Raw genomic sequence first — 13,485 nt, 5'->3', positions numbered from 1 at the left:
CGACCCTGTTCGCCATGGCCGATCCTCGTGGCGCGCTTGATGGCGCCGGCATCAGGCGACATAGTTTCTCGGGTCTTTCCCCTCTGGAGTCCCATCATGTCCGATGCCCTGCTGCTGGGCTGTGCCCACTGTCATGCCATGAACCGGGTTCGCCCCGAGCGTCTCTCGGCCGGCCCGCGCTGCGGCAAGTGCCAACAGCCGATGTTCACCGGCGAGCCGTTGACGCTGACCGCTGCCAACTTCGAATCGCTGGTGGCGCGCAGTTCGCTGCCGGTAGTGGTTGACTTCTGGGCCAGCTGGTGTGGCCCGTGCAAGGCGATGGCGCCGATCTTCGCCGAGGCGGCCCGCGAGCTGGAGCCGCGCCTGCGCTTCGCCAAGCTGGACACCGAGGCCGAGCAGGCCCTGGCCAGTCGCTTCGGCATCCGCAGCATCCCGACGCTGATCCTGTTCAAGCACGGCCAGGAGGCGGCCCGCCAGCCGGGGCTGCTGCAGGGGCCGCAGCTGCGCCAGTGGCTGGCGCCGCACCTCGGCTGAGGCGCGGATGATCGGGGCGGCCGGCGTCAGTCGCCCTGGCGCTGCTTGAGCTGGTCGCGCAGCCCGTTGGGCACCTTCTTGATGATCAGCCGGTCGCCGTCCTCGTCGTACTCCACGGCGGCGCCCAGCAGATGGGAGTCGAAGCTGATCGAGACGCCGGCGGCGCGGCCGGTGAAGCGCCGGAACTGGTTGAGGGTGCGCTTGTCGGGCGGGATCTCGGGGTTCAGCCCGTAGTCGCTGTTGCGGATGTGCTCATAGAACGCCTTGGGGCGCTCCTCGTCGACCAGCTCGGAGAGGTCCTCGAGGGTGATCGGCTCGCCGAGCTTGGCCTGGTCGCTGGCGTAGTCGACCAGGGCGTCGGTCTTCTCGCGGCTGGCTTCTTCCGGCAGGTCCTCGTTCTCGACGAAGTCGCTGAAGGCCTTGAGCAGGGTGCGGGTCTCCTCGCCGGCGTCGCGCTGCTCGCGGGCGCCCAGCGCCTCGGCGAAGGCCTCGGACAGCTTCTTGCCGCCGCGGTCGCGGGTCCAGGAGAGATACGGATGCGAGGCCGAGCCGTTCTGCCACTGGTTGACGTCGAGGCGCGCGGCCAGCGTCATCTGGGCCAGGTTGAGCTGGCGGGCGGGCACCACGCCGAGGGCATCGTCGATGCCGAAGCCGTCGCGGTGATGCAGCAGCGCGAGCATCAGGTAGCGGGCCTCGCCCTGGCGATGGTCGACGACCAGCAGGTGGCCGCCCACGGGCAGGTGGTCGTCGATCAGCGGCACGATCTGCTCGGCCAGCGCCCGGGTCAGGCCGGGGAAGTCGCGCTCGCCGTCGAGGAAGCTCGACAGGGCCGCGGGAAAGGTGGCCGGTTCGTCGTCGGCGAAGCGTCCCCAGTTCTTGGCCTTGCCGTGATAGGCGTCGTTGAGCCCCGAGACCAGGTCGTCCAGGGCCGTGGACGCCGCCAGCGGCGCCTCGGCGGGCACGAGGCGGGCCGGCGTCTCGCCGTCTCCCTTGTCGATGCGGTGGATGATGCTGTGCAGGATCGGCATGGGAACCTCCCTTGGGCTCGGTGAACGGGGGCAGGGATGATACCCGCCGCGGCGCGGCGGCGATAGCGCGGCGGGTATCCAGTCGGGACGGTCAGGGCTTGAGCCGATAGCCGCTGCGGAAGATCCCGTTGACCACGGCGAGGGCCACCGCCAGGAACAGCCCGATCACCGCCAGGCTGGCCCAGATGCTGACGTCGCCCATGCCATAGAAGCTCCAGCGGAAGCCGCTGACCAGGTAGACCACCGGGTTGGCCAGCGTCACCGCCTGCCACAGCGGCGGCAGCATGTCGATGGAATAGAAGGTGCCGCCGAGGAAGGTCAGCGGGGTGATCACCAGCAGCGGCACCAGCTGCAGCTTCTCGAAGCCGTCGGCCCAGATGCCGATGATGAAGCCGAGCAGGCTGAAGGTCAGGGCGGTGAGCACCAGGAACAGCAGCATCACCAGCGGGTGGGCGATGGTGAAGGGCACGAACAGGCTCGCGGTGCCGAGCACGATCAGCCCCAGGATCACCGACTTGGTGGCCGCCGCGCCGACGAAACCCAGCACCACCTCGAAGTAGGAGACCGGCGCCGAGAGGATCTCGTAGATCGAGCCCGAGAAGCGCGGGAAGAAGATCCCGAAGGAGGCGTTGGAGACGCTCTGGGTCAGCAGCATCAGCATGATCAGCCCGGGCACGATGAAGGCGCCGTAGCTGACGCCCTCCACCTCGCTGATGCGGGTGCCGATGGCGGCGCCGAAGACCACGAAGTAGAGCGAGGTGGAGATCACCGGCGAGACGATGCTCTGCAGCACGGTGCGCAGGCTGCGCGACATCTCGGCGACGTAGAGGGTCTTCACGGATTCGAGGTTCATGGGGCCTCCCTGACCAGGCTGACGAAGATGTCCTCCAGCGAGCTCTGCCGGGTGTGGAGGTCCTTGAAGTGGATGCCGGCGGCGTCCAGGTCGGCGAGCAGCTCGGCGATGCCGCTCGCGTCGTCGCCGTCGTGGCGGCCGTCGTAGGTGTAGATCAGCGCCTGGCCGTCCTCGGCGATCTCCAGGCCGTGGGCCGCCAGTGCCCCGGGCAGGCGCTCGAGGGGCTCGTGGAGCTGCAGGGTCAGCTCCTTGCGGCCGAGCTTTCGCATCAGCTCGCGCTTCTCCTCGACCAGCACCAGCTCGCCCGAGCGGATCACGCCGATGCGGTCGGCCATCTCCTCGGCCTCCTCGATATAGTGGGTGGTAAGGATGATGGTCACGCCGCTGTCGCGCAGCTGGCGCACGACCTCCCACATGTCGCGGCGCAGCGCCACGTCGACGCCGGCGGTGGGCTCGTCGAGGAACAGGATCTGCGGCTCGTGGGCCAGCGCCTTGGCGATCAGCACCCGGCGCTTCATGCCGCCGGAGAGCGTGATCAGGCGGTTGCGGCGCTTGTCCCACAGCGACAGCGATTTCAGTACCCGCTCGATGTGGGCCGGGTCCTTCGGCTTGCCGAACAGCCCGCGGCTGAAGCTCACCGTGTCCCACACCGTGGAGAAGGCCTCGCTGGTCAGCTCCTGGGGCACCAGCCCAATCAGGCGGCGCGCCTGGCGATAGTCGGCGACGTTGTCGTGCCCGTCCACCAGCACGCGGCCGGCGGAGGCGTTGACCAGCCCGCAGATCACGCTGATCAGGGTGGTCTTGCCGGCGCCGTTGGGGCCGAGGAGGGCGAAGATCTCGCCGCGCCGGATCTCGAGATCCACTCCCTTGAGGGCCTCGAAGCCGCTGTCGTAGGTCTTCGACAGCGCCTCGACGCGGATCACGCTTTGCTTGCTCAATGCTCGATACCTCCCTGGCTGTGGGCCCTGGCGAGGGGCTGGCCCGTCGGCAACGCCTCGCGTCCGGGGCGTCCTCGTCCGACACCTTAACGCTTTCCTAACCTCCGACGGTACATGCTGGCGTTGCCTCGAGAGAGGCGTGATTCCCTGTTCCCTTGGCCGCCTGTCCCGGGCGGCTCTTTTTTGCCTCTCGCCCCTCGAACGGCGGTGTATTTGCTGAATTCGTTAACATTCTCTCGCCTCATTATTGTGCATCATTCCTCGACATTTTCTGGCCGGCGAATGCCGGCTGCCCTGTGCCTTCGGAGTCTGCCGAGATGCCCCACCGTTCCTGGCTGCCCGTCTGGGTATTGCCCCTGACGCTACTGCTGTCGGCCTGCAGCACGTTCGATCACGCCGATGGCGGCCTCGCCGATCGGGCCGAGGCGGATCGCTCGGAGGTGGCCGCCTGGCCCGCGCTGTCGGAAGCGGAGAGCGCCGGTTCGCTCGACGCCTTGATCCCGTCGGACAATCTCGCGGCGCTGGTGCATGAGGCCCTGGTCGCCAATCCCGGGCTGCGCCAGACCTGGCTGACGCTGCGCACCCGCCAGGCCGAGCTGCGTCAGACCACGGGCGACCGCTGGCCAGGCCTGGAAGCGGGGCTGTCAGGCTCCCGTGACGAAAACGCCGCGGCCGGCTACACGGGCAGCGTCAGCATCGACTGGGAGGTTGACCTGTGGGGGAAGCTCGCCGACGAGCAGGCCGCCGCCGTGGCGGACGTCGCCGAGGAACGGGGGCTCTACCAGTCCGCGCGAGACACCCTGGCCGGTGAGGTGATGAGCGCCTGGGTGGGCCTGATTGCACAGCGACGCGCCGTGGCGATCCAGTCGCGCCGCCTGGAGACCCTCAAGACCAACCAGGCGCTGATCATCGATCAGTATCGCGCGGGCCTCGGTAGCCTCGAGGACCTCGACACGGCGCGCAGCAACGTCGCCAGCGCCCGGGCCACGCTCGAGGAGCAGCGCGAGACGCTGGCCCAGCGGCGTCGCTCGCTGGCGGAAATGCTCGGGCGTTCCTCGGCCGAGCGGATCGCGGTGCCGGACGACTTCCCCGAGACCCTGCTGGTGCGCCCCGAGCTGCCGGAGCAGACCCTGGCGCGGCGTCCGGACCTCCAGGCCGCCTATGCGGCGATCGAAGCCGCCGAGCGCCGCACCGACGTGGCCTACAAGGACCTGCTGCCCTCGCTGGACGTGACGGCGGCGCTGGAGGACGTCGCCGAGACGCCCCACGAGGCCCTGCTCGGCGATCCCCTGTGGTCGCTGCTGGGCCAGCTCACCGCACCGCTGTTCCAGGGCGGGCGGCTCAAGGCGGCGGCGGACATCGCCGAGCTGGAGGCCGCTCAGGCCTATCAGGCCTATCGCGAAACGCTGCTCGAGGCGGTGGGCGAGGTGCAGGATGCCATCGGCCTCGAGACCTCGCTGGCCCGGCGTCAGGCGGATACCGCCGAGGCGCTGGCGAGCGCCCGCCGCAGCCTTGGGCAATATACCGAGCGCTACCGCGCCGGGCTCGTCGACCTGGTGGACCTGCTCGACGTGCAGCAGCAGACCTACGATCTCGAAGCCAGCCGCAACGACCTGATCGAGAGCCGACTGACCAACCGCATTGACCTGGGACTGGCCCTGGGGCTCGGAGTGAACGAATGAACGTACGACCTTCCCGATGGATTCCCTTGCTGCTGGCCCTGGTCGTGCTGGCCGGTGTGGTGGCCTTCATCGCCGTGAGGATGAGTTCGGCCGCCGGCGGCCCGCCCGGCGGGGCTCCCGGGCAGGGGGCGGGGCAGGCGGCGGAGCAGGACACCGACGTGCGCCCCGATGTCTCCGTCGTTGAGGTGGCCGCGGGTCGCTACCAGCCTCGCGTCGAGGGCTACGGCGAGGCGTCGCCCCACCATGAACTCGAGCTGACCACGCAGGTCTCGGGCCGGGTGGAACGCCTGAGCGACCGTTTCGCCAGCGGCCGCGTGGTGCCCGCCGGCGAGACCCTGGCGACCCTCGACGATCAGGCCTATCAGGAGGCCGTGGCCGAGGCGGAGGCGACGCTGGCGACCCATCGTGTCTCGCTGCTCGAGGAACAGCGCGAGGGCGAGCAGGCCCGTCGTGACTGGCAGCGCTCCGGGCTGAATGGCGAGCCGGATTCGCCGCTGGTGCTGCGCGCGCCTCAGCTCGCGGCGGCCCGGGCCGACGTCAAGCAGGCCGAGCGGGCCCTGGCCAGCGCTCGGGAGGATCTCGCCGATACCCGCATCGAGGCGCCCTTCGACGCCCTGGTGGTGAGCCGCGACGTGGCGCCGGGCAGCTATCTTCAGGCGGGCGGCAGCGTGGCGACCCTCTACAGCACCGATCGGGTCGAGATCGCGGTCGCGCTCTCGGCCAGCGAGTGGGCGCGCCTGGAGGATCCCGAGAGCGGCGAGGTCGCGCCCGAGGCCGTGACCCTGAGTGCCGTGGATACCGGCCAGCAGTGGCAGGGGCGGGTGCTGCGCAGCGAGCGACACCTCGACGAGGACCGCCAGCGCTCGTTGATCGTGGCGGTCGATGCGCCGCTGGCGCAGACGCCGGCGCTCATGCCGGGTACCTTCCTCGAGGTCAGCCTCGAGGGCCGCCGGGTCGATGGCCTGTGGCGGTTGCCGCCCTCGGCGCTGAGCCAGGCCGGCGAGATCTGGTATCTGACCGAGGACGATCATCTGGCCAGCGTCGCCGTGGCCCCGCTGTTCTCCGACCGCGATTACCTCTACGTGCGTCCGCCCGCCGAGCTGGCCGAGGGCACGCATCGCGTGGTGTCGCATCCCCTGAACAGCTACCTGCCGGGCATGGCGGTGACCCCGGTGGAGGCCGATGACAATGCGTGACAGCGGCCATTCCCGAGGCCTGATCGCCTGGTTCGCCGCCAACCCCATTGCCGCGAATCTGCTGATGGTGCTGGTCCTGGCGCTGGGGGTGATGAGCATGGGCGAGCTGCGCCGCGAGGCCTTTCCTAGCCTGGCGCCCGACGGCCTGACCATCAGCGTCGAGTACGACAGCGGCTCGGCGAAGCAGTCCGAGGAAGGGCTGGCGATCAAGATCGAGCAGGAGCTGGAGGACGTGGAGGGCATCGACACCGTCACCAGCAGCTCGACCGGCAGCGGCGTGACGGTGACGGTCGACATGGTCTCGGGCTATGACCTCGACACCCTGATGCGCGACGTCAAGAACCGCGTCGATGCCATCTCGACCTTCCCGACCGATGCCGACAACCCGGTGATCGAGAAGGATCGCCGCGAGGATCATGCGCTGTGGCTCCAGCTCCACGGCGATGCCGACCGCGAGACCCTGCAGACGCTGTCGATGCGGCTCAAGAAGCGGCTGCTGCGCGAGCCGGAGATCGGCGAGGTCAGCCTCTCCGGCTGGCAGGATCCGATGATGGTGGTGGAGATCCGCGAAGGGGTGCTGCAGGCCTACGGGCTATCGCTCTCCGACGTCGAGGACGCGATCAACGATGGCTCTTCGAACGCCATGACGGCGACGCTGCGCAACGACGACCTCTACCTGCAGCTGAAGGCCTCGGAGCAGGCCTATCAGGCGCGCGACTTCGCCCGGCTGCCGCTGCTGACCACCGACAGCGGGCGTATCCTGCGCCTCGGCGAGGTCGCCGATGTCCGCGACACCTTCGACGACGAGGACCCGGTACTGTCACGCTTCGAGGGGCGCACCAGTATCGCCCTGCAGGTGGTGACCACCGGGCAGAGCGACATCGCCGATTCGGTGGCGGCGGCGCGGCGGGTGATCGAGGACTGGCGGGCCGATCCCAGCCTGCCTCACGACGTCGAGCTCGACACCTGGTTCGATCGCAGCCAGTCGATCCTCGAGCGGCTATCGCTGCTGGTGAACAACGCCATCACCGGCATCGTGCTGGTGTTCCTGCTGCTGGCGGTGTTCCTCAACCTGAGCGTGGCCTTCTGGGTGGCCATGGGGCTGCCGTTCATCTTCTTCGGCACCCTGTTCTTCATGGGCGACGGCCTGGCCGGGCTGACGCTGAACATGTTCACCACCTTCGGCTTCATCATGGCGCTGGGCATCGTGGTCGACGATGCCGTGGTGGTGGGGGAGAGCGTCTATGCCACGCGCCAGCGGCGAGGCGACAGCCTGGACAATACCATCCTCGGCACCCGGGTGGTGGCGGTGCCGACCCTGTTCGGCGTGGCCACCACGGTGGTGGCGTTCTTCGCGCTGTCGCGCATCAGCGGTCACCTGGGCCAGCTCTACGCCCAGTTCGCCACCGTGGTGGCGATCTGCCTGGTGCTCTCGGTGATCGAGTCGAAGTTGATCCTGCCCGCGCACCTGGCGCATGTGAACACGCGTCAGCGGCCGGCGCGCCGGACGCTGACGCGGGCCTGGCGGCGGGTGCAGTCCGCCGCCGATGGCGGGCTCGACTGGTTCACCGAGCGCTGCTATCGCCCGCTGATCGATATCGCCCTGGTGCATCGCTACGCCGTGGTCACGCTGTTCGTCGCCCTGCTGGTGATGGTGCTGAGCATGCCGTTCACCGGCCTGCTGCGGATGAGCTTCTTCCCCGAGGTGCCGGGCGACACCGTCAACGCGTCTCTGACGATGCATGGCGATGCCAGCGTGGGTCTCACCCACCAGGCGCTGAACGATCTGGCCGACGAGGCCCGCGAGGCCGACCGCTCGCTCACCGGGGAGGGCGACAGCGGCATCGCCCATCTGCAGGTACTCTCGACCTCCGTGCAGCAGGGCTCGCTCACCGTCGAGCTGAGGAGCGATGCGTCCTATGACATCGCGACCTTCACGCGCCGCTGGCGCGAGCTTGCCGGCGTGCCCGAAGGGGCGCGTTCGCTGAGTATCCAGCACGTGCGCGAGATGGCCGAGGCGCTGCGTATCGAGCTGCGCGCCTCCGACGACGAGACCCTGGAGCGGGCCGGCGAGTCGCTCAAGCAAACGCTGACCGGCATCGCGGCGGTCAGCGGCATCGAGGACAACCTCGATCCCTCCCAGCCCCAGCTGCGGCTGGCGTTGAATGCCCAGGGACTGGCGCTGGGCATGACCACCGACGACCTGGCCTCCCAGGTGCGCCAGGCCTTCAGCGGCCGGGTGGTGCAGCGCTACCAGCGCGGCGACGACGAGATCGAGGTCAAGGTCCGCTACCCCGACGATGCGCGGCACAGCGTGGCCGACGTCATCGAATCGCAGGTGCGCACCCCCGACGGCGACGTGGTGCCGCTGGCCAGCGTGGCGACCCTGACCCAGGACATAACCCGCGACACCATCACCCGTATCGATGGCCAGCGCGCCGTCTACCTCAGCGCCGACGTCGACAAGGCGCTGCTGTCTTCCTCCGAGCTGGTGGCGCAGCTGCGCCGCGATGCGGTGCCCACGCTGGAGGCCCGGTATCCGGGGCTCGACATCCACTTCGCCGGCGAGGCCGAGCAGCAGGCCGAGACGCAGACCTCCATGCAGCACGTGTTCCTGGTGGCGATGCTGGCCATCTTCATGCTGCTGGCGATTCCGCTGCGTTCCTACGTGCAGCCGCTGCTGATCATGACCGCGATCCCCTTCGGCGTCGTCGGCGCGCTGCTGGGCCATTGGGTCAACGGCCTGGCGCTGGGGATCCTGTCGCTGAACGGGATCATCGCCCTGAGCGGGGTGGTGGTGAACGACAGCCTGCTGCTGGTCACTCGCTTCAACGCCCTGCGCCGCGAAGGCGTCGAGGTGCGCGAGGCGATCGGCCAGGCCGGTCGCGACCGCCTGCGGGCCGTGCTGCTGACCTCCGTCACCACCTTCGCCGGGCTGATGCCGCTGCTCGGCGAGACCTCGCGCCAGGCGCAGTTCCTGATCCCCGCCGCGGTGTCCCTCGCCTATGGCATCATGTTCGCCACCGTGATCACCCTGGTGCTGATCCCCAGCCTGCTGGTCGTGCAGCATGACATCGCCGACCGGCTGGCGTGGCTGAAGCGCCGCTGCTGGCCGTCGTCCGACGAGGAGGCGTCATGCTGAACGCGCTGCTGGTCGAGGACGACCTCGACCTGGCCGAGACGCTGATCGACTATCTGGCGCTGGAGGGCATTTGCTGTGACCACGCCGCCAACGGCGCGGCGGGGCTCGCGCTGGTCGAGCGACAGGCGTTCGATGTGGTGCTGCTCGACCTGCATCTGCCCAGGCTCGACGGCCTGCGCGTCTGCGAGCGGCTGCGCGAGGCCGGGCGCGATATCCCGGTGCTGATGCTCACCGCCCGCGACGGCCTCGACGACAAGCTCGCCGGCTTCGCGGCCGGCACCGACGACTATCTGGTCAAGCCCTTCGAGCTGCAGGAACTGGTGGTGCGCCTCCATGCGCTGGCCAAGCGCCGCAGTGGCCAGATGCAGTGCCTGCGCTGCGCCGACCTGGAGATGCATCTCGGCGAGCGGCGCGTGGTTCGCGCGGGGCGGTCGATCCATCTCTCGCCCACCGGCTGGCGGCTGCTCGAGGCGCTGCTGCGTGCCTCGCCGCACGTGGTAACGCGCGCGGCGCTGGAGAGCACGCTGTGGGGCGACGACGTGCCCGACAGCAACAGCCTCAAGGTCCATCTCTATCATCTGCGCCAGGCGGTGGATGCCCCCTTCACGACTCGCCTCATCCAGACGCTGCCCGGTCATGGGGTGGCGCTCAGGGCGTCGTCATGAGGCGGCTCGGCAGCCTCAGGGGGCAGCTGTTGCTGGGCGGACTGTCGCTGGGGCTGCTGCTGGTGGTCGGCTACTCGCTGCTCAGTGCCAACTACTTCCTGCGCGGCATGGACAACATCACCCTGGCCCACATGGCGCGGGTGGCCGACGGCTATGCCCGGCGGCTCGAGGGCGAACGGCCCCGCGGCCTCGAGGAGGTCGCCGGCTACCAGCTGAGCGGTCGCTGGCAGGCCATGCCCGAGGCGGTGCGCCAGGCCTTCGATGGGGTGCCGAGCGAGCCCGGGCGCCTCTACAAGGGCCGCGATGACGGGCCGTCGGAGCGGCCGACCTTCTATTTCGCCATGCATCATCCGACGGCCTCCGGCTCGCTCTATGTGGTGGACGCGGTGGTCCCGCCCCCCGAGCCGGGCATGGCCGACGAGGGCATACCGCCGCCGCGCGATGCCCTGAACAGCCTGATGACGCTGCTGGGGCTGGGCGTGGCCATCGCCGTGGGGCTGCTGGTGGCGCTGCTGTGGTGGCTGCGCCATGTGTCGCGCCCGGTACAGGCGCTGGGCCACTGGGCGCGCGGCCTGGATGCCCGGCGCCTGCAGGAACCGACCCCGGACTTCGGCTATCCCGAGCTCAACGAGCTGGCCACGCTGCTGCGCGGTGGCCTGCAATCGGCCCACGACGGCCTGGCGCGGGAGCAGCGCTTCCTGGCCCACGCCAGCCACGAGCTGCGCACGCCGATCACCGTGCTGCGCCACAACCTGGAGCTGCTGCGGCGTTTCCAGCAGACCCATGACGAGACCTGGAGCCCACGCCATCGTCAGGTGTTCGCGCGCATGGAGCGGGCCGGCACCACCATGAAGCACCTCACCGAGACCCTGCTGTGGCTGAGCCGCGAGGAGGGCGCGGCGCCGCCCGATGTCAACGTCGACCTCGCGGCACTGCTCGAGGGGCAGGTCGCCGAGCTGGAGTATCTGCTGCACGACAAGGCGGTCGCGGTCGAGCTCGACACCGAATTCTGCCGCGTGAGCCTGCCGGAGGCCCCGGCCCGGATCGTGCTGGGCAACCTGATCCGCAACGCCCTCGTGCACACCTGGGAGGGGCGGGTGGTGATTCGCCAGCGCGGTGCTGAGGTACAGATCGACAATCATCGGCTGCCGTCGAGTGCGGCCGAGGCCGGCGAGACGGCCGGGGAAAGCGGGTTCGGCCTGGGGCTGCAGCTGACCGCTCAGCTGACGGAGCGGCTGGGCTGGCCCTACGAGAACCTGGCCGATGCGACGGGCCATCGCGTGCGGGTGGTGTTCGAGGCGCGGGACGTTAGGCCGATGGGGCAGGGCGGCGCCTGATGAAAAAGGCCGCGTCGGAACACCGACGCGGCCCTCGTGTACCACAGCAGCCACTCAGCCGCGGCTGGTGACTTCCAGCAGATGATAGCCGAACTGGGTCTTCACCGGGCCCTGGACCTGGTTCAGGTCGGCGGAGAACACCACCTTGTCGAACTCCGGCACCATCTGGCCGGGGCCGAAGCTGCCGAGCTCGCCGCCCTGGCGGCCGGACGGGCACTGGGAGTGTTCACGGGCGACCTCGGCGAAGTCGCGGCCGCCTTCGATCTCGGCCTTGAGGGCCAGGCACTGTTCTTCGCTGGGAACGAGGATATGGCGAGCGGTGGCCTGAGTCATGGGAATCTCCTTCGCGGATGGGATAGGCTCTGAACGAGCGGGGAGAATAGCACGCCGCCTGGCTGGCGGGGCCACGTTCTGCACCATATGCTCAGCACGAGGCATCGTCATCTCTTCAGGAGGCCGCGTCCATGAGCACCCAGATTCAGGATACCGAGCCGGCATCGTCGCTGGACTGCCCGGTCGTCGACGGCAAGCGCCAGATCCAGCACGTGTCGCCGCGCACCGCCGATGTGGGCGGCATTCCGGTCAATCGGGTGCTGCCGTCCCGGCATCGCCGCCTGATCGGCGCCTGGTGCTTCCTCGATCATGCCGGCCCCAGCGTCTTCAAGGGAGACGCCGACGGCCTGCGAGTCGGTCCCCATCCGCACATCGGCCTGCAGACCTTCACCTGGATGATCGAGGGCGAGGTGCTGCACCGCGACAGCCTCGGCAACCATCAGGTGATCCGCCCCGGCCAGGTCAACCTGATGACCGCCGGGCGCGGCATCAGCCACACCGAGGCGTCGGTGCCCGGCGAGACCCGCCTGCATGCCGCCCAGCTGTGGATCGCCCTGCCCGAGGCCGACCGGCGCACCGACCCGCGCTTCGATCACTATCCGACCCTGCCGGCCTGGCAGGCGCAGGGCGCCGACGTCACCCTGCTGATCGGCGAGTTCGCCGGCCGCCGCGCGCCGACGCTGGCCTTTTCCGAGCTGGTCGGGCTGGATCTGGCCAGTCGGGAGGCGAGCGCCGTCGAGCTTCCTCTCCGCCGGGACTTCGAGTACGGCGTGCTGTCGCTGGAAGGGGAGGTCGGCATCGAAGGGGAGGCGTTCGCGCCCAACGAGCTGGCCTACCTGGGGCGTGGACGCGACGCCGTCAGCCTGTCGCTGCCCGCCGGCGGCCGTGCCCTCCTGGTCGGCGGCGAGCCGCTGGGTGAGGAGATCCTGATCTGGTGGAACTTCGTCGGCCATGACAAGGCCGAGATCGCCGAGGCCCAGCGCGACTGGGAGGCGGGCGCCGAGCGCTTCGGCACGATCCCGGGCTACGACGGCGCGCCGCTGATGCCGCCGCCGTTGCCCTGGAAGGCGTGACGCTCAACCTCAGCCGGGATCGATGGTCAGCAGCAGCCGCGGCTGGCCCTCCGCCAGGGCCGGGCTGCGGTGCACCAGGCCGTGCGACTCGTTGCCGATCCAGCCGCTGCCCTTGAGCAGCGCCACATCGCCGGATTCCAGCCGGCGGATGGCGTCGTCGTCGCGCACGATCTCCGGCTTGGCGGCGTTCGGCGCCCCGAGCCCGGCGCGATTCATCGCCGCTTCCGGCAGCCATTCGCTGCCCGGGCCCAGATAGGTCGTGACCATCCTCACCGGCAGATTGTCGCAGTGGAAGCGCGGGCACATGGGCGCGTCCAACAGCCGCAATCGCAGGCCCACCGTGTCGGTATTGAACAGGAAGCCCATGGCCTCGGCCAGGATCACGACGTCCTCCACCAGGGCGACGGACGCCGCGGGCGCGGCCAGGGTCTCGAACAGCGCGGTGCGCAGCTCGACGCCGGGCGCACCGCGCCAGTTGAACGACAGCGGACGCCCGGCTTCCGCCTGGGCCAGGGCGCCGGCCAGCAGGTCGCTGCCGACCGGGCGACGCATCACGGCCAGCGTGATGGCGTCCTCGAAGATGCGCGGCAGCACCTCGATGCCGCCGCCCTCCGCCCAGTGAGGCGTCGAGAGCGGGCGTGGCGCCAGGGCGGTGGCGTCGGGGCAGGGCAGGGGCGCGGGGAATAGCGAGGATGGCGGCATGG

At 69.6% G+C, this 13,485-nt stretch carries 12 protein-coding genes; 7 read left to right on the top strand and 5 right to left on the bottom strand.

Annotated features, from left to right (window positions below; genetic code table 11):
* The first annotated feature begins 96 nt into the window (after positions 1-96).
* Complete coding sequence (trxC, locus tag ACGTNF_RS05110) at positions 97-534, top strand: thioredoxin TrxC (RefSeq protein WP_016855394.1); 438 nt, start codon at positions 97-99, stop codon at positions 532-534.
* A gap of 26 nt (positions 535-560) precedes the next feature.
* Here the strand turns inward: trxC and ACGTNF_RS05105 are convergent, their stop codons facing one another.
* The 3 genes from ACGTNF_RS05105 to ACGTNF_RS05095 form a co-directional block, all read right to left on the bottom strand.
* Positions 561-1,562, bottom strand: coding sequence for a nucleoid-associated protein (locus tag ACGTNF_RS05105; protein WP_394600717.1), 1,002 nt, complete (start codon positions 1,560-1,562; stop codon positions 561-563).
* A gap of 91 nt (positions 1,563-1,653) precedes the next feature.
* A complete protein-coding gene (locus ACGTNF_RS05100; RefSeq protein ID WP_035596830.1) occupies positions 1,654-2,415 on the bottom strand; it encodes an ABC transporter permease in 762 nt (253 codons plus the stop codon).
* On the bottom strand, positions 2,412-3,353 hold the full coding sequence (locus ACGTNF_RS05095) for an ABC transporter ATP-binding protein (protein ID WP_152479254.1): 942 nt from the start codon (positions 3,351-3,353) through the stop codon (positions 2,412-2,414). The genes ACGTNF_RS05100 and ACGTNF_RS05095 overlap by 4 nt, the downstream gene beginning before the upstream one ends.
* A 317-nt stretch (positions 3,354-3,670) precedes the next feature.
* Between ACGTNF_RS05095 and ACGTNF_RS05090 the strand changes: the two genes are divergently transcribed.
* Genes ACGTNF_RS05090 through ACGTNF_RS05070 form a run of 5 tightly spaced genes read left to right on the top strand, consistent with a single transcriptional unit; the run spans position 3,671 to position 11,375 of the window.
* On the top strand, positions 3,671-5,035 hold the full coding sequence (locus ACGTNF_RS05090; protein WP_394600715.1) for a TolC family protein: 1,365 nt from the start codon (positions 3,671-3,673) through the stop codon (positions 5,033-5,035).
* The gene (locus ACGTNF_RS05085; protein ID WP_394600714.1) at positions 5,032-6,231 is read left to right on the top strand and encodes an efflux RND transporter periplasmic adaptor subunit; all 1,200 of its coding nucleotides are present in this window, start codon (positions 5,032-5,034) and stop codon (positions 6,229-6,231) included. Before ACGTNF_RS05090 ends, ACGTNF_RS05085 begins: the two co-directional genes overlap by 4 nt.
* Complete coding sequence (locus tag ACGTNF_RS05080) at positions 6,218-9,373, top strand: efflux RND transporter permease subunit (protein ID WP_394600713.1); 3,156 nt, start codon at positions 6,218-6,220, stop codon at positions 9,371-9,373. The genes ACGTNF_RS05085 and ACGTNF_RS05080 overlap by 14 nt, the downstream gene beginning before the upstream one ends.
* A complete protein-coding gene (locus tag ACGTNF_RS05075; RefSeq protein WP_016855387.1) occupies positions 9,367-10,038 on the top strand; it encodes a response regulator transcription factor in 672 nt (223 codons plus the stop codon). The genes ACGTNF_RS05080 and ACGTNF_RS05075 overlap by 7 nt, the downstream gene beginning before the upstream one ends.
* The gene (locus tag ACGTNF_RS05070; RefSeq protein ID WP_394600711.1) at positions 10,035-11,375 is read left to right on the top strand and encodes a histidine kinase dimerization/phospho-acceptor domain-containing protein; all 1,341 of its coding nucleotides are present in this window, start codon (positions 10,035-10,037) and stop codon (positions 11,373-11,375) included. The genes ACGTNF_RS05075 and ACGTNF_RS05070 overlap by 4 nt, the downstream gene beginning before the upstream one ends.
* Before the next feature lie 54 nt (positions 11,376-11,429).
* On the opposite strand, the gene ACGTNF_RS05065 is transcribed toward ACGTNF_RS05070, so the two are convergent.
* Positions 11,430-11,708, bottom strand: a complete 279-nt coding sequence (locus ACGTNF_RS05065) for a peptidylprolyl isomerase (protein ID WP_016855385.1) — start codon at positions 11,706-11,708, stop codon at positions 11,430-11,432.
* A gap of 131 nt (positions 11,709-11,839) precedes the next feature.
* Between ACGTNF_RS05065 and ACGTNF_RS05060 the strand changes: the two genes are divergently transcribed.
* Positions 11,840-12,781: a pirin family protein gene (locus tag ACGTNF_RS05060; protein ID WP_394600710.1), complete on the top strand. Its 942-nt coding sequence runs from the start codon at positions 11,840-11,842 to the stop codon at positions 12,779-12,781.
* 9 nt (positions 12,782-12,790) lie between these two features.
* On the opposite strand, the gene ACGTNF_RS05055 is transcribed toward ACGTNF_RS05060, so the two are convergent.
* On the bottom strand, positions 12,791-13,483 hold the full coding sequence (locus ACGTNF_RS05055; protein ID WP_394600708.1) for a DUF1826 domain-containing protein: 693 nt from the start codon (positions 13,481-13,483) through the stop codon (positions 12,791-12,793).
* Between the last annotated feature and the right edge of the window lie 2 nt (positions 13,484-13,485).

The sequence above is a fragment of the Halomonas sp. B23F22_10 genome (assembly GCF_043496975.1).
Classification (GTDB): Bacteria; Pseudomonadota; Gammaproteobacteria; order Pseudomonadales; family Halomonadaceae; genus Halomonas; species Halomonas smyrnensis.
The sequence above is the reverse complement of the archived record's forward strand: the minus strand, read 5'-3'. Positions and strand labels throughout refer to the sequence as shown.

Excerpts from the sequence above, each read along its gene's own strand:
- trxC (WP_016855394.1), top strand. The coding sequence starts at position 97 with ATGTCCGATGCCCTGCTGCTGGGCTGTGCCCACTGTCATGCCATGAAC.
- ACGTNF_RS05105 (WP_394600717.1), bottom strand. The coding sequence starts at position 1,562 with ATGCCGATCCTGCACAGCATCATCCACCGCATCGACAAGGGAGACGGC.
- ACGTNF_RS05100 (WP_035596830.1), bottom strand. The coding sequence starts at position 2,415 with ATGAACCTCGAATCCGTGAAGACCCTCTACGTCGCCGAGATGTCGCGC.
- ACGTNF_RS05090 (WP_394600715.1), top strand. The coding sequence starts at position 3,671 with ATGCCCCACCGTTCCTGGCTGCCCGTCTGGGTATTGCCCCTGACGCTA.
- ACGTNF_RS05085 (WP_394600714.1), top strand. The coding sequence starts at position 5,032 with ATGAACGTACGACCTTCCCGATGGATTCCCTTGCTGCTGGCCCTGGTC.
- ACGTNF_RS05080 (WP_394600713.1), top strand. The coding sequence starts at position 6,218 with ATGACAATGCGTGACAGCGGCCATTCCCGAGGCCTGATCGCCTGGTTC.
- ACGTNF_RS05075 (WP_016855387.1), top strand. The coding sequence starts at position 9,367 with ATGCTGAACGCGCTGCTGGTCGAGGACGACCTCGACCTGGCCGAGACG.
- ACGTNF_RS05070 (WP_394600711.1), top strand. The coding sequence starts at position 10,035 with ATGAGGCGGCTCGGCAGCCTCAGGGGGCAGCTGTTGCTGGGCGGACTG.
- ACGTNF_RS05065 (WP_016855385.1), bottom strand. The coding sequence starts at position 11,708 with ATGACTCAGGCCACCGCTCGCCATATCCTCGTTCCCAGCGAAGAACAG.
- ACGTNF_RS05060 (WP_394600710.1), top strand. The coding sequence starts at position 11,840 with ATGAGCACCCAGATTCAGGATACCGAGCCGGCATCGTCGCTGGACTGC.
- ACGTNF_RS05055 (WP_394600708.1), bottom strand. The coding sequence starts at position 13,483 with ATGCCGCCATCCTCGCTATTCCCCGCGCCCCTGCCCTGCCCCGACGCC.